This is a genomic window from Blautia sp. St.27G3 (assembly GCF_059728505.1).
The window spans coordinates 123,733-144,829 of record NZ_BAAGFO010000004.1 but is presented as its reverse complement, the minus strand read 5'-3'; the positions used below and the strand labels follow the sequence as shown (position 1 = coordinate 144,829).

Annotated in this window: 16 protein-coding genes and 1 riboswitch; of the genes, 3 read left to right on the top strand and 13 right to left on the bottom strand. The window is 46.8% G+C overall.

The genetic code is table 11. The features are described 5' to 3' along the window. Window positions 1-15 precede the first annotated feature (15 nt). From AC6I2O_RS18050 to AC6I2O_RS18035, 4 genes are all read right to left on the bottom strand, one after another. Window positions 16-1,311, bottom strand: coding sequence for an ATP-binding protein (locus AC6I2O_RS18050; RefSeq protein WP_497743418.1), 1,296 nt, complete (start codon window positions 1,309-1,311; stop codon window positions 16-18). Between the two features lie 82 nt (window positions 1,312-1,393). Then, window positions 1,394-2,524 carry a prephenate dehydratase gene (gene pheA, locus AC6I2O_RS18045; RefSeq protein WP_120391546.1) on the bottom strand — a complete coding sequence of 377 codons (1,131 nt, stop codon included), beginning with the start codon at window positions 2,522-2,524 and terminating at the stop codon, window positions 1,394-1,396. A gap of 30 nt (window positions 2,525-2,554) precedes the next feature. After that, a complete protein-coding gene (locus AC6I2O_RS18040; protein WP_497743417.1) occupies window positions 2,555-3,838 on the bottom strand; it encodes a bifunctional folylpolyglutamate synthase/dihydrofolate synthase in 1,284 nt (427 codons plus the stop codon). Between the two features lie 209 nt (window positions 3,839-4,047). Next, the gene (locus AC6I2O_RS18035; protein ID WP_120391544.1) at window positions 4,048-4,614 is read right to left on the bottom strand and encodes a folate family ECF transporter S component; all 567 of its coding nucleotides are present in this window, start codon (window positions 4,612-4,614) and stop codon (window positions 4,048-4,050) included. 82 nt (window positions 4,615-4,696) lie between these two features. Beyond that, a riboswitch (THF riboswitch) is annotated at window positions 4,697-4,803 on the bottom strand. 204 nt (window positions 4,804-5,007) lie between these two features. Here AC6I2O_RS18035 and AC6I2O_RS18030 point away from each other — a divergent pair. Next, on the top strand, window positions 5,008-5,388 hold the full coding sequence (locus AC6I2O_RS18030; protein WP_120391543.1) for a putative ABC transporter permease: 381 nt from the start codon (window positions 5,008-5,010) through the stop codon (window positions 5,386-5,388). 22 nt (window positions 5,389-5,410) lie between these two features. Here AC6I2O_RS18030 and AC6I2O_RS18025 read toward each other — a convergent pair whose 3' ends face one another. The 8 genes from AC6I2O_RS18025 to AC6I2O_RS17990 all read right to left on the bottom strand — a co-directional run bounded on the left by AC6I2O_RS18025 (window position 5,411) and on the right by AC6I2O_RS17990 (window position 17,315). After that, the gene (locus tag AC6I2O_RS18025) at window positions 5,411-5,671 is read right to left on the bottom strand and encodes an HPr family phosphocarrier protein (RefSeq protein WP_497743416.1); all 261 of its coding nucleotides are present in this window, start codon (window positions 5,669-5,671) and stop codon (window positions 5,411-5,413) included. Window positions 5,672-5,932: 261 nt separating this feature from the next. Beyond that, window positions 5,933-8,347 (bottom strand): leucine--tRNA ligase, encoded by a 2,415-nt coding sequence (gene leuS, locus AC6I2O_RS18020; RefSeq protein WP_120391541.1) that lies wholly within the window; start codon window positions 8,345-8,347, stop codon window positions 5,933-5,935. Window positions 8,348-8,423: 76 nt separating this feature from the next. Next, window positions 8,424-10,223: a single-stranded-DNA-specific exonuclease RecJ gene (gene recJ / locus AC6I2O_RS18015; RefSeq protein ID WP_497743415.1), complete on the bottom strand. Its 1,800-nt coding sequence runs from the start codon at window positions 10,221-10,223 to the stop codon at window positions 8,424-8,426. A gap of 189 nt (window positions 10,224-10,412) precedes the next feature. Then, complete coding sequence (secD, locus tag AC6I2O_RS18010) at window positions 10,413-12,560, bottom strand: protein translocase subunit SecD (protein ID WP_120391539.1); 2,148 nt, start codon at window positions 12,558-12,560, stop codon at window positions 10,413-10,415. Between the two features lie 13 nt (window positions 12,561-12,573). Next, window positions 12,574-13,944, bottom strand: a complete 1,371-nt coding sequence (gene scfB / locus AC6I2O_RS18005) for a thioether cross-link-forming SCIFF peptide maturase (RefSeq protein WP_120391538.1) — start codon at window positions 13,942-13,944, stop codon at window positions 12,574-12,576. 75 nt (window positions 13,945-14,019) lie between these two features. After that, window positions 14,020-14,163, bottom strand: a complete 144-nt coding sequence (gene scfA / locus AC6I2O_RS18000) for a six-cysteine ranthipeptide SCIFF (RefSeq protein ID WP_120391537.1) — start codon at window positions 14,161-14,163, stop codon at window positions 14,020-14,022. Window positions 14,164-14,349: 186 nt separating this feature from the next. Then, complete coding sequence (locus AC6I2O_RS17995; RefSeq protein ID WP_497743414.1) at window positions 14,350-15,069, bottom strand: HAD family hydrolase; 720 nt, start codon at window positions 15,067-15,069, stop codon at window positions 14,350-14,352. Between the two features lie 170 nt (window positions 15,070-15,239). Then, entirely contained in the window at window positions 15,240-17,315 is a 2,076-nt protein-coding gene (locus tag AC6I2O_RS17990) for an elongation factor G (protein ID WP_120391535.1), read from the bottom strand. 211 nt (window positions 17,316-17,526) lie between these two features. On the opposite strand from AC6I2O_RS17990, the gene AC6I2O_RS17985 reads away from it, so the two are divergent. Together AC6I2O_RS17985 and aroA are read left to right on the top strand one after the other, a co-directional pair. Then, a complete protein-coding gene (locus tag AC6I2O_RS17985) occupies window positions 17,527-18,627 on the top strand; it encodes a prephenate dehydrogenase (RefSeq protein ID WP_120391534.1) in 1,101 nt (366 codons plus the stop codon). An 87-nt stretch (window positions 18,628-18,714) separates the two neighbouring features. Next, entirely contained in the window at window positions 18,715-19,992 is a 1,278-nt protein-coding gene (aroA, locus tag AC6I2O_RS17980) for a 3-phosphoshikimate 1-carboxyvinyltransferase (protein WP_497743413.1), read from the top strand. Window positions 19,993-20,112: 120 nt separating this feature from the next. On the opposite strand, the gene AC6I2O_RS17975 is transcribed toward aroA, so the two are convergent. Then, window positions 20,113-21,096 (bottom strand): diaminopimelate dehydrogenase, encoded by a 984-nt coding sequence (locus AC6I2O_RS17975; protein WP_497743412.1) that lies wholly within the window; start codon window positions 21,094-21,096, stop codon window positions 20,113-20,115. Window position 21,097 lies beyond the last annotated feature (1 nt).

Sequence of the window (21,097 nt, the reverse complement as noted above, 5' to 3'; positions counted from 1 at the left end):
TATTCAACTCCGTGTTCAGCTCTTTACCTGCCCCAGCAGATAATCAATAAACTGCTGCGCCGTGCGGCCGGAAAGTCCCCCGTGCGCCAGCTCCCATTTATTTGCCTCTAGAAACAGCTCCTGCTCCGGCATCGTCACACCGTAGCGCTCCGCAAGCGTTTTTACAATCTTCTGAAACTCTTTTTTACTCGGTGAACCGAAGAAAATCGTAACGCCGAATCTTGACACAAGCGACATCTTTTCCTGAATCGTATCATTCGTATGGATGTCTCCGTCCCGTTCTTCCTGATTATCGCGGAATTTCTCCCGGATCAGATTGCGTCGGTTGGAGGTTGCATAAATCAAAATATTGTCCGGCTTTTTCTCCAGCCCGCCCTCGATTACAGCCTTCAGATACTTGTATTCAATCTCAAATTCCTCAAAGGACAGATCATCCATATAAATAATAAAACGATAATTCCTGTTTTTGATCTGTGCAATGACTTCATTTAAATCCTGGAACTGGTGCTTATAAATCTCAATGATGCGCAACCCCTGATCGTAATATTTGTTCAAAATCGCTTTGATGCTCGAAGATTTTCCAGTTCCCGCATCCCCAAACAGCAGACAGTTGTTGGCTCTCCTGCCCTGCACAAACGCCTCTGTATTATCCACCAGCTTTTTTTTCGCCAGCTCATACCCCACCAGATCATCCAGATTCACATGCATGATATTCGTAATCGGCTGAATCTGCACGCCACAATCGTCATGCACCACGCGAAACGCTTTATGCAGCCCAAGCTTACCAACGCCAAACTCCTTATAAAAATGGACCATTGCCTCCGTAAACGCCTCAAGGTCTTTCGCTTCCCCAAGCTGCACCGCCAGATCACAGATCCGGTCGCGAATACGTCTGTTAAACACGCTCCCTGCTGCACCGCCGCTTTCATAATCCAGAACTTCTTCAAAAAAACCGGCTGCAAACGTCTCCTCAAGTCCCGAAAAATCATATGCAAACAGCTCCCGAAAAATCACAAAATCATGCCGGGCAAGAGAAAGCAGACTTCCCTTCGCCGCGCCCCGGATTTCACAAGACCTGCTGAACACATTTTCATCATTCACAAGCAGAAACGTCAGATACGCATGCCACAAATTCTTCTCAAACCCATACCGTCCCGCAAGATCAATCAACTCATGCATACAGGCAAAGAACCGCTCCCGCATCTCCTCCCTATGCTCCTCATCTCCATAATGCTCCATAAGCCAAGCCATCTCATAAAGCACTGCACCGTTTTCCAGATTTCGATATAAAATCAATTCATCAATTCTCATGATTCGTTCCTTTAATCATATTATGTATTTAGTCTTTTTTCTATATTCCACTTTAATTCCTAATAACCTCCCGCAATCTCCCTTAATAATTCCCGAGAATCTTCATATTGATTGCTTCTTCCCGTATCCCGCGCAGCGCATTTTTCACAGCGCTGTCATTCAGATTCCCATCAAAGTCCACAAAGAACCGATATTCCCAGTTCCGCCCAGCGGCCGGCCTTGATTCAATCTTATTCATATTCAGGTTATTATAGATAAAATGTGACAGAATGTTGTACAACGCTCCACTGTAATGCGGCACCTCAAAACAAATACTGATCTTTTGCGCATCACGCCGGAAAATCCGCTGATTTGTAACTATGATAAAACGGGTAGAATTAGCCTCATTATAATAAACATGGTCTGCAAGTACCTCAAGGCCAAAAAGCTCTGCCGCAAATTTGCTGCCGATCGCTGCCTGGGTCCTGTCTCCATCTTCTGCTACCTTTTTCACTGAAGTCGCTGTGTTGTCATACGGTATTGTCTGCCAGCTGCGGTGCTGTGCCAGGAACTCCTCGCACTGTGAAAGCGCCTGCTGATGAGAATAGACCTTCTGAATGTCTTCCAGCTTTGTGCCAGGCAAACCGAGCAGCGCATGCTCGCATTTGATAATCTGCTCTCCGACAATATAATTTTCAAAATTTACCAGCAAGTCATAATTATCCGCCACAATGCCAGCGGAGGAATTTTCGATCGGAAGCACCGCATAATCTGCAGAACCCTCCGCAATAGCCTCCATCGCATCACGCCACTTTTTCACATGGAAACAACTGACATCCTTTCCGAAATACGTCCGCATCGCCGCATGGCTGTAAGCACCCTCGACTCCCTGATAAACGACGCGAATGTTCTCGCGCTCAATATCATCCACTGCAATGAAAGGCAGCCGTCCTGACACACCGCGCTCTTCCAAAAGCTGATACTGTAGCTTCCGACTCATGGACATGATCTGCTGAAACAGTTCCTCCACGCCATGTCTGTTAAAATCATCATGCACAAGGCCTGTCAGCACTTCCAGCTTCTCCTGCTCTCTGTCTTTATCAAAAACTTTCCTGCCATTTGCAATTTTATAGGCCGCAACCTCCCTGCTGACTTTCATCCGGTTCTCAAACAATTCTACGATCTGCCGGTCAATCCCGTCAATTTCATCCCGCAATTCCAGTAAATCTCTCATCTGTCATTCTCCATATTTTGCTTACTTTGTCTAATTTTCTTCTACAGCTTTGCGTACCTCTCCCAAAAAAGACAGGGACCCGAATGCAATGATCACGTCGTCCGTCTGAGCCTTTGCAAAGCATTTTCTGACTGCATCCTCAATGTCATCCACCGCTTCAACAGAAGCATTCACACGGCTCACTGCTTCTGCCAGATCAGCTGCCGGAAGCGCACGCGGATTGTCCGGCGTTTCTACCGTGTAGATGTGCTCTGCCAGACCAGCCGTAATCTCTATAATCTTATCATATTCCTTGTCAGAAAACACGCCAAAGATATAATATTTTTTTCTGTTTTTAAAATATGTTTCCAGCGACTCCCGGAGCCGCAGCGCTGCATCCGGGTTGTGCGCACCATCGAGAATCAGAAGCGGTTCTTTGTGAATCACAGAAAAACGCCCCAGCCAGCTTGTCTCCTTCATTCCTTCCCGCAGCGCCACATCCGGAATCTCATATCCATGTGCCCGCAATGCCGCGATTCCTTCCAGTGCAAGCGCTGCATTTTCCACCTGCTGCGCCCCTGCAAGTGAAATTTCCACCTTCCCGAAATCTTTGTAGACAAAGCTCTGCTGCTCCAGACCGTAACGGACCTCTGAAATCCGGCCTGTATCCACGAAAGTACAGGAACTTTTATTTTTTTCGGCCTCCTGCCTGATTACTTCCTCTGCCTCTGGCTTTTGGTGTGCACAGACTGCCGGAACACCTGGCTTGAAAATCCCTGCCTTGTTCCATGCAATTTCCGCGAGTGTATTTCCCAGAAATTCCATATGATCCATACTGACAGATGCTACCATGGTAAGAACTGGCGTCCGAATAACATTTGTGGCATCCAGTCTCCCGCCCATCCCTACTTCCAGAAGCACCAAATCACATTTCATCTTCTGGAAATAAAGAAATGACACTGCTGTTTCTACCTCAAAAACCGTTGGCAGCGACATAGCCTTTTCTTTCATCTGGGCGTATGCTTCCGCCACCTTTGTGGCTGCCTTTGCAAATTCCTCGCGGCTGATAAACTCACGGTTGACCTGAATCTTTTCCCGGTAAGAAAACAGCGTCGGAGAGATATATCTTCCCACCAAAAACCCTGCTTTTTCCAGCACCGTAGACATATACGCCAGCACAGACCCCTTTCCGTTCGTTCCTGCCACATGCACAAACTTCAGCTCATCCTGCGGATTGCCGAGCAACGCCAAAAGATTCGTAATACTCTCAAGCCCCAGTTCACTACCCTTTGCCGATACCTCCGTGATAAACGCTCTTGCTTCCTGATAATTCATAAAATCCTCCCAAACAGGGACATATCCCTTTTTTCTGTTATCTTAATTTTTAACATTAACAACTTCCAAATCATCTCTAATCATACAGATACGGGCGCTGCATCATCGCAGCGCCCGCCCCTTATGCTCCATGGGGAATCATCTGGAGCTATGTTCTGTTTTTGTTCGTTTTTTATCTTTTATTCTGTCTTGCACTCAAGCCATATTTTTCAGGCATTCGCTGTCTGATCTGCTTTGCGAACAGTCATATTCAACACCATACTGGTCAGAGGACTGAAGTACAAAACCGCAGTCAGTACACAGTAGATCGGCGTCATAATCGCCCACTGTACGATACGTCCCGGCATAATTGCATAGAAATTGTAGCCGATAATCAATACTAAGCCTGCCGTTGTAAACACCAGCGTACCCAGAATAGAGGACACTACGACTGAAATGCTGAGCATTGCCGTCTTCCGCACTTTGCCGCCGGTGATGAGTGGACGCATCAATGCAGGAATCACACCCCAGAGGATTGCCGCTACGGTAATCAGAGGATTTACCGCATAACCCTTAAGCACGCAACCAATAAGGTCTGACAGAAGACCATTCATACCTCCTGCCACCGGTCCGAACCAGAGTCCTGTCAGAACGGTGCAGACGCTGCCGATCGTAATACGGTAGGACCCAAGATCAATCACCACAAGGCGCGCCAGCACAATATGCAACGCAATCAAAAGTCCCTGAAAAACAAGTGTACGGGTATCCCATTTCATTTTGCTGTTATTTTTTTGCATAACAAAACACCTCCATAATGAGAGAAAAAATAAGTAACGATAAATAATATTCGCTCCACATTATGAGGCGTCCTCATATTGTAGCAACGGGTGCGGAAAATGCATCGCAAACACATTTTAAACATGGTTTTTCGGTTCAGGGCGACTCCCCAGCCGCTGACAACTTAACGCGCAAATTCCTACTTCGCTATTATTTATTTAGACACATTATAACATAAATTTTATAGAATGCAAGCACATTTAGCATGTTTCACAATAAATTTACAATGGTAAAAAATACATTCTTTCGTAACAGATTATTGCCAGATTTTCCTTTCATCCTGGCATATTTCTTCTCCAATCGGAAAAACTATTTTTGAAACAATCCAATTCCTGAGACAGGAGAAATTTATCATGAAATCCAAATTTATCAAATGTGGCATGTATGGCTGGTGTATCGAAGTACTGTGGACCGGATTAAATTCCCTCATTCACAATGATCCGAAATTGATGGGATTTTCATCACTGCGGATGTTTCCCATTTACGGAATGGCCTCTTTCATCTCCCCGCTGTCTGCCTGCCTGAAAAAGTGCAGGATGATAACAAGGGGGCTTGTCTATATGCTCGGCATCTTTTTTGTGGAATACACCTCCGGTACTTATCTGAAAAAGCGTGGTTGCTGTCCCTGGGATTACAGCGACTCTCCGTACCATGTGAACGGTGTCATCCGGTTGGATTACGCACCACTCTGGTTTCTGACCGGACTTTTTTACGAAAAACAGCTGCAACAGTAATCAGATACTGTGCAGCCTTTTTTCACTCTCTCAGACGCCGGACGGCCTCTTCCATTTTTTCCAGATCCGCTTCTTCATTTGGTCCCGTACAGCGAAGTTCTATCTCGTCCCCTGCTTTAATCGCAGCAGAAAGTATATTCAACATGCTTTTGGCATTTACCACATTATGTCTGTATAATATTACAATTTTAGAATCGCAGCTCTCTGCTGTCTGTGCCAGAAGCTCTGCGCAACGGATATCCAGCCCCTCCTTTGACTGGACTACCAGGTTCTTGCTTACCATTTTGTTCATCTCCCAACTTATTTTCGACAATTTTTATAATATTATACAAAATTATTTGTCCATATTCAACACTATATACAAATTTTAAAGAACTATTTACAGTTTGTTCATTTTTTTCATTTTTGTTCATTTTTCCGATCAAACAAACATAACTGCCGTATTATAAAAAATAAGCTGTTGCCCAAGATCACACTTGTACAACAGCTTATTTATTTTACATTCTGCTTCTGATTTTACTATCTCAATTCTGATTTGATTCTTTTATTTCTGCACAATATTCACGATCTTTTTCGGAACATAAATTTCTTTCACAATCGTCCCGTTCAGCTTATTGCCCAGCGCTTCCTTACCTCGCGCGATCGCATCCTCTTTGGAGATATCCGCAGGAACCATAATCACAGTCTTTGTCTTGCCATTGATCTGAACCGGAATCTCAAGTTCATCGTCCTTCATGGCTTCCTGATCTGCTTCCGGCCAGCTTGTATGGAAAACAGAATCCGTATGGCCGTATGCCTCCCAGAGTTCCTCTGCAATGTGCGGTGCAAACGGTGCCAGCATCCGGATAAAGGTCTCGATTGTCTCTTTGTCGATACCTCCGCTCGTCTTCGCGAGGTCAGTCATCTTGTTGTTGTATTCCATGAAGCCGGAAATAACCGTATTCAAACTGAAGTTCTCAAGGCGCTGCGTAATATCATAGACTGATTTGTGACGCAGCTTCACCATTTCTTTCGTCTCAGCTACGTTTGCCTCTTTGCTGTCCATCGCCAGTTTCCAGAAACGGTTCAGGAAACGGTATACACCGTCGATACCGCGGTCATCCCACTCAGCGTCAAGCTCAGGCGGTCCTACGAACAATTCGTACATACGCAGGCTGTCACAGCCATAATCGCGCACAAGATCATCCGGCGAAACCACATTTCCTTTGGATTTGCTCATCTTGATACCGTTTTTACCGTTAATCATACCCTGATTGAACAGTTTGTGGAACGGCTCATCAAAATCAACTGCCCCGATATCATAAAGGAACTTTGTATAGAATCTGGAATAAAGCAGGTGCAGCACAGCATGCTCCACGCCGCCGATGTACATATCAACCGGCAGGTATTTGTCAGCTTTCTCCTTTGATACCAGTTCTTTGTCATTTTTGTTGTCCACATAGCGCAGGAAATACCAGGAAGATCCTGCCCACTGCGGCATCGTATTGGTCTCGCGCTTTGCGTCGGCGCCGCAGACCGGACACTTGCAGTTCACCCACTCGTCAATCGCTGCCAGCGGTGACTCGCCTGTACCGGTCGGCTCATACGACTCTACCTCCGGCAGACGAAGCGGAAGCTCCTCCTCCGGTACCGGAACATTGCCGCAATGTGGACAATGAATAATCGGAATCGGCTCGCCCCAATAACGCTGACGGGAAAATACCCAGTCACGCAGCTTATAATTTACTGTCGCACGGCCAAGTCCGCGCTCCTCAATGATATGCGGGGCTTCTTTTTTCAGAACAGCAGATTCCATACCATTCCACTCGCCGGAATTAATCATGGTTCCCACCGCATCTGTATACGCTTCCGTCATATTCTCGATTTCTTTTCCATCCTTCGCAATAACCTGGATGATCGGAATATCAAACTTTTTCGCAAACTCAAAGTCACGGTCATCGTGCGCAGGTACACACATGATAGCTCCCGTACCGTAATCAGCAAGTACATAGTCGGAAAGCCAGATCGGCACCTTTGCGCCGTTCAGCGGATTGACCGCATACGTTCCGGTGAATACGCCGGTTTTTTCTTTATCCTGCAGACGGTCTACATTGGACTTCATAGAAGCATCATAGATATATTTCTCCACAGCCTCTTTCGTCTCCTCTGTCGCCAGGGATGCTGCCAGAGCATGTTCCGGAGCCAGTACCATAAAGGTAGCTCCGTAGAGTGTATCCGGACGCGTTGTGTAGACAGTGATCTTCTCTTCTCTTCCCTCAACCGGGAACTCTACCTCTGCACCGTAGGACTTGCCGATCCAGTCAGACTGCATCTTCTTTACCTTTTCCGGCCAGTCAAGCTTATCCAGGTCATTCAGAAGGCGATCTGCATACTTTGTGATGCGAAGCATCCACTGACGCAGATTCTTCTTCGTCACGGACGCGCCGCAGCGCTCACAGCAGCCGTTTACAACTTCCTCATTGGCAAGGCCCGTCTTACAGGACGGACACCAGTTAATCGGAAACTCCTTCTCATAAGCGAGACCTTCTTTGAACATCTTCACGAAAATCCACTGTGTCCATTTGTAGAAATCCGGATCTGTCGTGTTCACCTCACGGTCCCAGTCGTAAATGGCAGCGATGTCGTTAATTTGCTTCTTGATATTGGCTACATTCTGTGCAGTAGAAATAGCCGGATGAATGCCCATCTTGATCGCGTAGTTCTCAGCCGGAAGGCCGAATGCATCCCAGCCCATTGGATGAATCAGGTAATAGCCCTGCATCATCTTGTAACGGCTCCACACATCAGAAATAACGTATCCCCTCCAGTGACCTACGTGAAGGCCGCTGCCTGACGGATACGGAAACATGTCCAGACAATAGTATTTCGGCTTTTTGCCATCATCTACATTCACCGGGTGCTCTTCCCAGTTTTTTCTCCATTTTAATTCAATGGCTCTGTGGTTATAAGATACTGCCATTTTTTCTCTCCTCCAGTTGTTTTACATGGTAAATATTTTATGCCTTCGGGCTTTGCTTTGTCAAGTAGTTGCGCCGTTATAAATAATTTTTAATCACAATCTGCAACGACTTTCGCCCCATATATTCATTCACAGACGGATAATAGGTCAGGTCCAGCGTAAGCCCCTCCTGCCTTCCCCAGAAAAGCGCCTGTACCTTCTCCTCTCCGAACTTTGCAGTCAGATAACTATGCATTTTTGCCGTATCGCCAAAATACAGCGCATCCATCACTCTCCCAGAGCGGTTCATAACACGAAACTTCAGGACATTCTGATTCTTTCCGAGAAGCCGGGCGCTCTGCAGCCGAATCTCGCGCTCCGCAAAAAGAGGCTTCTCGTTTCCTTTTCCAAATGGTTCCAGAAGCTGTAGCTCCTCAACCAACGGTTCTGTGATATAGTCCAAAGGCATCGGAACATCAATTGACACCTTTTCCAGCATATCCTCTTCGCCAAGAGAACAGTGTGCATTCAGCCTGCGCCGCATCTCATCAATCCGCTCTCTTTCCAGAGAAAACCCGGCAGCCATTGGATGTCCGCCGAATTTTGTAAACACATCCTGGCACTTCACCATTTCCTCAAACATGGAATATGCCTCAATCGAACGGCCGGAGCCTTTGGCGCCTCCTGCATCCTCACTGTCCGTCACAACAAAAACCGGCTTGTAATACCGCTCCCGCAGCCTCCCGGCCACGATTCCGGCAATGCTCTCATGACAACCGGGAAGATAAATCACCAGTACCCGGTCTTCCTGGTAAAGCCCGCCTTCAATCATGGCACATGCTTCCTCCACTGCCTGCTGTGTCAGCGCTTTTCGTTCATCATTTAGTTCTTTTAAATCAGATGCCAGCTGCTTTGCCTCCTGTATGTCCTTTGCCAGAAGCAGCTTCATTGACCTTCTGGCTGTATCGAGACGTCCGCTCGCATTGATGCATGGCCCCAGCACAAATCCGATATGATACGAAGAAATATCCGATAATGCAAGACCATTTGCCTCTGCAAGCGCCCTCAGGCCAAAATTCTGAGTGACCGCCATTCGCTTCAAGCCTTCTTTTACCAGGATTCGATTTTCACCGTCCAGATCCATCACATCCCCAATCGTCGCAAAGGCCACAAACGGGAGCAGTTCCTCTGCTTCACAAACAGGAATGCCGGAAAGTTCAAACAAAAGGCAGACCAGCTTCCACGCCACAGCCGCCCCGCAGAGCTTTTTATATGGATATCCGCACCCCGGCTGCTTCGGATTGACCAGCACATCCGCCGCAGGCAACAGATAATGCCGCTCCTGCGCACGATCCTCAAACCTTGTCTCATGATGATCTGTCACAATCACGGTCAGCCCAGCTTCTTTTGCAAACGCAATCTCATCCATCGCTGAAATTCCGTTGTCACACGTCAGAATCGTATCAATGCCTTCCGAAGCGGCCAGCTCAATCAGATGAAGATTCAATCCATATCCATCCTTCATCCGGTCCGGAATTTCATAATCTACATCTGCACCACACCGCACCAGTGCCCGATATAAAATGTATGTCGCATTCACACCGTCAATATCATAATCACCGATAATCCGTATCTTTTTTCCTGCTTCAATTTTTTGCTTCAAAAGCTTGGCCGCCTCCTGCGCCCCTTTTAAAAGCTCCGGTGCATGAAGCTGTTCCATTGAACCATGCAGATAGTTAAAAATTTCTTTTTCTCCCACGACATCCCGGTTTCGGATAATCCGTGCCGTAACCGGATCAATTCCAAACACTTCAGCAATCGCCCGAAAATCCGCCCGTTTCGCCGCCACAAACCACCTTTCCCGTTTTCCTGCGCTGCATGCCTGATTTACTGCCATCCTAAACTCCCTTTCTCTGAAACGACAAACAACTTGCTTGCCTCCTTTTATACCTTTGTGTATAAAAAATCAGGGACTGCCGCAAATGCATCGGAAGCAATTCCGCAGCATTTCCCGGCAGCCCCATCCGGCTTAAATTCTTATCCTGTGTAAATCTTTTTTACTGAAATACCACTGACCTTCGCCCGCTTATTTCGAAGCGGAAACCTTCTGGCCCTTTTTCAATACATACCACAGCGCGCCCGTCACACATACGGAAGAATATCCGCCTGCCACTACGCCGACGATCAGCGGCAGAGCAAATTCTTTGATGGTTGCAACACCGAGTACATACAGCACTGCAATCATAACAAACGTTGTGAAGGATGTATAGATACTTCTCGTCAGGGTCTGCGTGATACTTGTATTGACGATCTCTGCCAGTGAATCTTTCTTCATAATTGCCATATTCTCACGGATACGGTCAAAGATAACGATTGTTGCATTGATCGAATAACCTACAATTGTCAGCATACATGCAATAAACGTATTACCGACAGAAATCCGGACAATTGCATAACATGCAAATACAACCAGTACGTCATGCAGAAGCGCCAAAACCGCACTGCCTGCGAAACGGATATCCTTGAAACGGAACCAGATATAAACAAGCATACACAGCGCCGCAATAATAACTGCCACGACAGCATCCTGACGCATCTCATTACTTACAGTAGAAGAAATTGTTTCAAAGGAGATATCTTTTTCTCCAAGCGCATATGCTTCCTGAATTGCTTTTGATATCTGCTCACGTTCATCCACGCTCAACACTCTCGTCTTAATGTATACCTGATTGGAACCTGCCACTTTCTGCGTCTGGATTTCTGCATCTCCCGTAATGTCACGGATGATCGGCTTCACGTCTGCATCCAGCTGATCAATACTCAAATCTTCCTGGAACATAACGCTCGTGGACGTACCACCCTTGAAATCCATGCTGAGGTTCAGCGCGTCATTGCCGGATGCCGCATGGATACCCATAAACACCGGACCAGACAGCACCAGAACAAGTGAAATGATAAAACAGATATTCTTTTTGCCGATAAAATCAATCGCTGCATGCTGTTTTGCTTTTCCGTAATACTTCTCATCCTTAAAGCCCAGCTCATACAGTGCATTTACAATCAGTCTCGAAACCAGAAGCGCTGTGATCATGGAAAGAACAATACCAAGAGCCAGCGTCTGAGCAAAACCTTTTACACTTCCTGTACCCATCAGATTCAGTACGAAAGCAGCAATCAGTGTCGTAATGTTTCCGTCAAGTATTGCAGACAACGCTTTCTGGAAACCTGTTTTGATGGAAGCCTTTACGGATTTTCCTGCTCCGATCTCCTCGCGGATACGCGCATAGATAATAACATTCGCATCAACTGCCATACCGATGGAAAGAATAATACCTGCGATACCCGGCAGGGTCAGCGTCATATCAAATGCATTCAGCAGCACCAGATCCAGTCCAACGTAAACCAGAAGTGAAATACCTGCTACAACACCCGGAAGCGCATAAGCCCAGATCATAAACAGAATCACAATCGCCAGACCAATTGCACCTGCAATCAAACTTGTGCGGATCGCATCCTCACCAAGCTGTGCTCCTACTACATTGGAACGGATCTCTTCCAGCTCCAGAGAAAGGGAACCAATACGGATGGAAGATGCAAGATTCTGCGCCTCTTCCACAGAAGCCATACCTGAAATATAGGCTGTACCACCTGTGATCGCCTCGTTTACTCTCGGAGAACTGATAACCTGATTGTCATAAACAATCTCAATAATCTTCCCTACGTTTTCAGACGTTGCCTTTGCAAATGCATCGGTACCATCCTTGTTCAGCTCCAGGCGTACCACATATTCGCGGTTGCCCATTTCATTTTGCTGCTGCTGTGCACTCGCTGTGTCCACCTGCGTACCGGTCAGCACCACGGTTCCATCTGCCAGACGGAACTCCAGGGACCCCGGCTTTCCAAGCTCTGTCAGAATTGCGTTTGCATCGCTTACACCCGGAATCTCGATGTTAATACGGTTAGCGCCTTCCTGATAAACCTGTGCCTCTGTACTGTAGCCCTGTACTCTCTGTTGCAGCTTGTACACTGTATCATTCATATCTTCGGAAGAAGGTGATTCGTCGCCTTTTGCCTGATACGTGATACTAACGCCGCCTGAAAGGTCCAGACCAAGCTTGATGTTTCTTGCTGAACCAGTGCCCGTCTTGCCGATACCCACTGCTGAGGTATAGATTAACAATGCCAGCAGCGCAACGATCCCGACAAGAACTACTCTTGCTTTTTTCTTGTTCATGATTCTCTCTCCTTTATTCTTTGTCAGCATTATCGGCCAATGCTGCTTTTATCATAATTGCACACTCGACGCGCTTTCGCTGAAGCTCACATCCGATGTCGTACGCGTCCTGAATGGTTCCGTGGAAGTTATAGGAATTTGCTGCGCATCCGCCGCTGCAATAAAACTTTGCAAAACAGTTTCTGCACTTTTCTTTTGTGTAGACATTGCAGCATTTGAACTCATCCACAATTTCAGGCTTTGTAATCCCTTGGTCCACATTGCCCATCAGGTATTTCTCTATACCGACAAACTGATGACACGGATACAGGTCTCCCCATGGCGTCACGGCCAGATACTCTGTACCGGAACCGCATCCGGAAAGACGTTTGTATACACACGGTCCGCCCGTGAGATCAATCATATAGTGAAAGAAGGTAAAGCCTTTTCCCTCTTTTTCCCGCTTTACCATCTCTGCAGCCAGCTTATCATACTCTGCAAGAATCTGCGGAAGATCGGCTTCTTTTAAAGCGTACTCCTCTCCCTCCGGCGCTACAACCGGCTCAACGGAAATCTGCTCAAACCCTTCATCTGCCAGGTGCAGCACATCCTTTGAAAAATCAAGGTTGTGATGGGTAAAGGTCCCTCTCACATAATATTTTTCCTGATTCCTGCTCTTTGCAAACTGCTTAAACTTCGGCAGAATCATATCATAACTGCCGTCTCCTCTTCGGAACGGCCTCATGAAATCGTGCACCTCTTTTCGACCGTCAATGCTGAGCACCACATTGGCCATCTCTTTGTTGCAAAATTCCATGACCTCGTCATTCAGCAGTACGCCATTGGTCGTCAGGGTAAAACGGAAGTTTTTATTGTGAAGCTTTTCCTGCTCCCTTCCGTATTTCACGAGATCTTTGACCACCTGCCAGTTCATAAGCGGTTCCCCGCCAAAGAAATCCACTTCGAGATTCCGGCGCTCTCCTGAATTTGCGATCAGAAAATCCAGCGCCTTTTTCCCTACCTCAAAACTCATAAGCGCGCGGCGGCCATGATACTCTCCCTCTTCTGCAAAACAATATCTGCAGGCAAGGTTGCAGTCATGCGCAATGTGCAGGCAAAGTGCCTTTACCACCGTTTTACGCGCCTTGTAGTCAATAATTGCATTTTCATATATATCTTCAGTAAACAGCACCCCGGCCTCTTTCAGCTCCCGGCACTCTGCAAGGGCTTCTGTAAGCTCTTCCTTCGGATATCTCTCCCGAAGCAAAAGACAAACCTCTTCTTCCGTCTTTCCTTCATCAAGCAGGGCAATGACATCGTATACAAGCTCATCCACCACATGCACGGAGCCGCTGTTTACATCCAAAACGATGTTATATCCATTATTCTGATACTGATGGATCATATAAGCTCCTTCCCGTATTTATAAAAAACCAATAGATAAGCAGCGAAGCACGTCCGCTGCTTATCGAAAGATCTTTTATTTATTATTTTCGCATGTCTGATTTCCTACAGTACAGGATGTCTTGCATGCTGACTGGCAGGATGTCTGGCACTCACCGCAACCGCCTTTTTTCAGAGTATTCTGTAACGGTTTTGTATTCAGTGTTTTGATATGTTTCATGTCTTGCACTCTCCTTATCCTCGTAATTCCGGCGGAAGAAAAGCTTCTTCCGACTTTGACTGTTATTGTATCACAGAATATTTGAAAATAAAAGAGTTTTCTTGGAGATTTCCACAATTTCTTGTGATTTCAAACCACAATTTACAGCCTTGTCCTGTTTTTATGACAAGTTTTTCAGTCTTTCCCTTATAATTCCATCCCACGCTCGCAAACAGAACGCACCCACGCAAACAATTCTGCCTCATTTTTCACTTCATAATCCGGCTGACACACTTCCTCCCGGATATCCTGCCCTCGTTTATTCAGCCATACAGCCTTCCATCCTGCCCGCTTCGCTCCCACGATATCATTCTGGTAATTATCTCCCACCAGAATACAGTCTTTTGCCTCCGTACCAAGCTGCCTTTGTGCATGCAGAAAAAGGCCGGTATTGGGCTTTGACACCCCATAGTCACCTGAGATAACGATATGTTCCTCGGGAATCCATGCCCCAACGTTCAGCACCTTCGCTTTCTTTCTCTGATGACCGGAAGGCCCGTTGGAAATGATTCCAACCCTGATGTTATAGACGTTGCAAAGCTCCAGCATCTTTTTAACAGTGTCTGACATCGAAATTTTTCCCTGATTTTCCTCATACAATTTCTGATATCTCAGTGCTTCTTCGTCCGTCACCACATAACCCAGATCTTCAAAAGCCTTCTGTATTCTGTAAATATGCATCTCATCCATTGGCATCTTTCCACACTGGGCCAGCTCAAACACCTCATCTCCGCGGACAGACCTTGCCTCAAACAGTTGGTAAATATCTATGTCGAAACGATTGCCAAACACTGCATCATACGCTTTCCGAAATGGCTCGATCTGATCGTACAGCGTATCATCCAGATCAAAAAATATTGTGATCACAGTTCTTCCTTTCTGGTTTTCTCCATAAGTTTGCTTTTGCGTGTTTTTCTTAATTCTATTCCGTGAAAAGGCCGCCGCTTCCCCAAATGGAAGCTGACGGCCTATAGTATGTGTGTGATCCAGAGATCCTATGCAAAACTGGCACAGCATCAAAAATGTAAACAGATGTATTATTCTTCATCCTTCTGTCTGGCTGCAATCTCTCTCTCCTGTACATCATTCGGAGCCTGCTCATAACGTGCAAACTCGTAGGAGTAAGAGCCGCTGCCGCCGGTCATCGAACGCAGCTGCGTCGAATATCCGTAAAGCTCAGACATCGGAATGTCTGCTTCGACAATTGTATTGCCCTTGTGGTCCGGATTCATACCAAGCACACGACCACGACGCTTGTTCAGATCACCCATTACATCGCCGGTAAACTTATCCGGAACTATAACCTTCATGGATGCGATCGGCTCAAGCAGAACCGGGCCGGCTTCCATAAAGCCCTTCTTGAACGCCTGGCTGGCTGCCGTCTTGAACGCCATCTCCGAGGAGTCTACCGGATGGTAAGATCCATCGTAAAGAACGGCCTTCACACCTACAACCGGATATCCGGCCAGAGGTCCCTTTACCGTAGAATCCTGGATTCCCTTTTCAACTGCCGGGAAGTAGTTCTTCGGAACTGCTCCGCCTACAACCTCCTGCTCAAATTCATACGCCTTATCCAGCTCAGCAAGCGGTGAGAAACGCATCTTTACATGGCCGTACTGTCCATGTCCGCCGGACTGCTTTTTATATTTGGAATCCACGTCAGAACTCTTGCGGATTGTCTCGCGGAAAGCTACCTTCGGCTTCTCCAGTTCAACGTCTACTTTGTATTTGGTAAGAAGCTTGCTTGCAATGATATCGAGATGCTGATCGCCAAGACCGTAAAGCAGTGTCTGGCGGTTCTCCCCGTCATTGATCACTTTCATGGTCAGGTCTTCCTGTGCCATCTTTGCAAGTGCCTGTGCTACCTTATCTTCTTCACCCTTCGTCTTTGCCCGGTAACGCTTGTAAGTATAAGGTGTCGGTGTATCAATTCTGCCGTATTCAATCGGAGCAGCCTTTGTAGAAAGCGTATCTCCGGTAGCAGCATTGAGCTTGCCAATGGCGCCAATGTCTCCTGCGTGAAGCTCTTTTACTTCAACAGCCTTGCTGCCTTCCATCACATACAGCTTGCTGATTCGCTCCTCAGAATCCTTGGACTCATTGTAAAGTGCATCGTCGTTCTTGATAACGCCAGAAGCAATTTTAATCATTGAATACTTTCCGATGAACGGGTCAACGATTGTCTTCCATACAAATGCGGATTTAGCTTTCGCGAAATCGTAATCAGCTTCAAAGACTTCCTTTGTCTTCATATTGACACCGGCAATCTTTCTCTTTTCCGGTGAAGGCATATAGCTGACAATATCATCCAGAAGAAGCGGTGTGCCCTGAAGGTTCAGTGCTGCGCCCATCGTTACCGGAACGATCGAGCAATCACCGACATTTGCATGAAGTGCTGCCACGATCTCAGCCTCGGAGAACTCTTCTCCGCCAAAGTAACGATCCATGAACTCTTCGCTCGTCTCTGCAACTGCCTCGAGCAGATTCTCACGGTAATGCTCCAGATAATCCTGCAGATAATCCGGAATATCACACTCTACTTTTTCCTGTTTGTTCACGTAGCGTCTTGCTGCTTTCTTTACAACGTTTACATAACCGACAAACTTTTCGTTCTCACGGATCGGCAGATGCAAAGGAGCAATCTTCTTTCCGTATAATTCTGTCAGTGTCTCAACAACCTCACGGTAGCTGGCATTGTCAAAGTCCATATTTGAAACGTAGAAAAATCTTGGCAGTTTATATTTTTCACAGAGATCCCATGCTTTCTGTGTGCCGACTTCCACGCCGTTTTTTCCGTTAATTACGATAATAGCTGCATCTGCTGCTGCGGCAGCTTCCTCTGCCTCTCCAAAGAAATCAAAATATCCCGGTGTGTCCAGAATATTTACTTTCGTATCTCCCCAAATGATCGGAACCATCGTTGTGCTAATTGAAAATTTTCTCTTAATCTCTTCTTTATCAAAATCGCTGATGGTATTTCCCTCAGCTACATTACCCAAGCGGCTCGTAATACCTGACAGATATGCCATGGACTCTACAAGACTTGTCTTTCCGGCACCACCGTGACCGAGAATTACGACATTACGGATTTTGTCTGTTGTGTAAACATTCATAGCTTCTTTCCTCCAATACTAGTTAGTCGTGGTCACAACTTTCCACATAGATATATTCTACTAAAATATTATAAATAGTTCAAGCATTTTATTCACTATTAACAATTTTTTTATTTTTTGCACTTTAAAGCATTGAAGCGTTTGACAGAGAAATCATTTGATAGTAAAATGTCGTTATGTTTTTACCCTTGGAAAGAGAGATCAATATTATATGAAATGGAATACATTTGGTTTTATCGGCCTTGGACTGATCGGTGGTTCCCTTGCGATGGCGCTTCGCCGTATTTATCCGGACTGCCGTATCATGGCTTATACAAGAACACGCGCCACCGCAGAGCAGGCACACGCGCAGCATGTCATTGATGATATCTGCGAGTCGCCCTCTGATCTGAAATTTTCTGCATGTGACTGTGTATTTTTATGCACTCCGGTGCAAAGTAATATTGCAGCGCTTCAGTCGCTCAAGGATGTCGTAACAGACACCTGCATTCTGACCGATGTCGGAAGCGTCAAATCAGACATTCACCAGGCAGCCTCTGAACTCGGGCTTGGCGGACGTTTCATTGGCGGACATCCGATGACCGGCTCAGAAAAATCAGGTTTCTCAAGCGCTCAGGCACATTTGTTTGAAAATGCGTACTACGTCATCACGCCGTCAGAGGGGACGAACCCGGAAGCTCTTGACATTTATCGTACGCTTGCCACAGACATCGGCTCGCTTCCGCTTGTACTTGATTACAGACAGCACGACTATGTAACTGCAGCCGTGAGCCATCTGCCGCATCTGATTGCCGCCTCACTCGTCAATACCGTGCACGATCTGGACTCGAAAGAAGAGATCATGAAAATGATTGCTGCCGGAGGTTTTAAAGATATCACAAGAATCGCATCCTCCTCCCCGGAAATGTGGGAACATATCTGCCTTTCCAACCGTGAAAATATTTCAGAGGTCATGGATACTTTTATGCAACTGCTTGAAAAATGCCGCACGGAAATGTCGGCCGGAAACGGAGCTGCCATCTATGAAACCTTTGAGCGTTCCAGAGATTACAGAGATTCCTTCTCCTCCACCTCTCTTGGCAGTATCAAAAAAACGTACTGCGTTTACTGCGATATTGTGGATGAGTCCGGTGCGATTGCGACAATTGCAACCACACTTGCTGTAAATGGAATCAACATTAAAAATATCGGAATTGTACATAACAGAGAATTTGAAGAGGGAGTTCTTCGGATTGAATTTTATGAAGAGGAACCGTCCCAGAAAGCAGCGCAGATTTTACGGCAGCACCGGTATGAGGTGCTGGTGCGCTGATGCCGTTTCAGGTATCCTCCAGAATCAGACTTCGCAAATTTATCAATAAAAATACGAAAATACGTACTACAGAAAGGACTTTTTATCATGATTGTTCGATCTAAAGGACCGCTCCGCGGAGAACTCACGGTTCCGGGCGACAAATCTATCTCGCATAGAAGCATTATGTTTGGTGCTCTGGCAGACGGAATGACAGAAGTTACAAATTTTCTGACAGGAGCGGACTGTCTTTCTACCATCTCCTGCTTCCGCCAGATGGGCATTGAGGTGCAGCAAAATGGTTCCTCTGTGAAGGTATTCGGAAAAGGGATTCATGGCCTGAAAGCTCCGGAGCAGATTCTGTATGCAGGAAACAGCGGAACTACCGTCCGTCTGATATCGGGAATCCTTGCCGGGCAGGCGTTTTCCTCTTCGATCACCGGCGATACTTCGATACAGAAACGCCCCATGAAACGGATTATGACTCCACTTTCCATGATGCAGGCAGACATTTCTTCTGTTTATGAGAACGGCTGCGCCCCTCTTTCGATCCACGGAAAGTCACTGAAAGCCATTGACTACAAGTCACCGGTCGCTTCGGCTCAGGTCAAATCCTGCGTTCTGCTCGCCGGGCTGTATGCCGACGACATAACCAGTGTCACGGAGCCCGTTGTTTCGCGCAATCATTCTGAGCTGATGCTCCGCTACTTCGGCGCTGATGTGAATACCAAGGGAACAACTGCTTCCATTTGCCCTGACCCTCCACTGACCGGCCAGAAAATCTGCGTTCCCGGAGACATTTCTTCCGCCGCTTATTTTATTGCTGCTGCCCTGCTTGTACCCGGCTCGGAAGTCCTGCTGAAAAACGTCGGTATCAACCCGACCCGCGACGGACTGCTCCGCGTATGCCGCGCAATGGGCGGAGATATCACTTATGTAAATGAAAACCACAGCGGGGCCGAACCATGCGCAGATATCCTCGTACGCAGCAGTTCCTTACAAGGAGTGGTCATTGAAGGCGATATTATCCCGACTCTGATTGATGAGCTTCCCGTTCTGGCTGTACTCGGCGCATGCGCAGACGGAACCACCGTCATCCGCGATGCGGCTGAACTGAAGGTCAAGGAATCCGACCGCATTGCCGTTATGACTGAAAACCTGAAGCGCATCGGCTGCGACGTCACGGCAACGGACGACGGTATGATCATCCAAGGTGGCAAAGCGCTCCATGGCGCTTCTATTGATACAAAAAAAGACCACCGCATTGCCATGAGCTTTGCCGTAGCTGCATTGGCCTGCGATGGTGAAATGGAGCTTCTCGACGGAGACTGTGTCAATATCAGTTATCCGGGATTTTATCAGGATCTTGAAAGGCTCAGCCGATAAAAACAAAAGCCATCACAGATGAATGCTCTGTGGTGGCTTTTGACAAGTCTGCAAATGTAATTAATCTTCAAAAAGCATCCGAACGATCCAGTTCCCGTCCATCCCTTTTCCCGAAAAAATTTACAGCAAATGTGCCCGCAGCTCCTCGCCGCTCTTTGGCGATAAATAAGCTGGTGCGATATCGAATACGGTTTTACAGCCGCTCACACCTTCATCTGCCAGACGCTTTGCCGCGCGTGCAAATGCGACGAGTACGCTCGCTGTAAATTCCGGGTTGGAATCCAGTTTCAAACGGTATTCGATAATATGCTTATTCGTACCGTCTCCTGTCTGACCGCTGCGGATGACAAAACCGCCATGCGGAATTCCTTTGTGATTCTTATCCAGCTCTTCCTGCGAGATAAAGGTCACTGTCGTATCATAATCTGCAAAATAATTCGGCATGTTTTTAATCTCTGACTCAATGCGCGCCAGATCTGCTCCTTCTTTTGCTACCACAAAACACTCTCTTGTATGCTTCTGTCTTGTCGTAAGCTCCGGATTTTCACCATTTCTCACGGATTCTACCGCGCTTTCTACCGGAACCGTGTATTGTCTTGCGTCCTGTACGCCCTCTACCCGGCGGATTGCATCTGAATGTCCCTGGCTCACACCTCTTCCCCAGAATGTATAGTCCTTTCCATCCGGTAAAATTGCGTTGCCATAGAGACGGTTCAGAGAAAACATACCCGGGTCCCAGCCTACGGAAATAATTCCCACATGGCCGTTCTCCTTTGCCGCTGCATCCACATTTGCAAAATGCTCCGGAATCCTTGCATGTGTATCGAAACTGTCAATTACATTGAACATTTTTGCGATTTCCGGTGTCTGCTTCGGAAGGTCCGTTGCACTTCCGCCGCAGATGATGCAGACGTCAATCTCATCCTTTTTCGAGGCCAGCTCGTCCATGGCATATACCTTTGCATCAGATGCAATTTTTACTGTCTGCGGGTCGCGCCTTGTGAATACGCCGGCAAGCTCGCAGTCTGCATTGTGGCCAATTGCAGCTTCCACTCCTCTTCCAATATTGCCATATCCAATAATACCAATTCTAATTTTATTCATA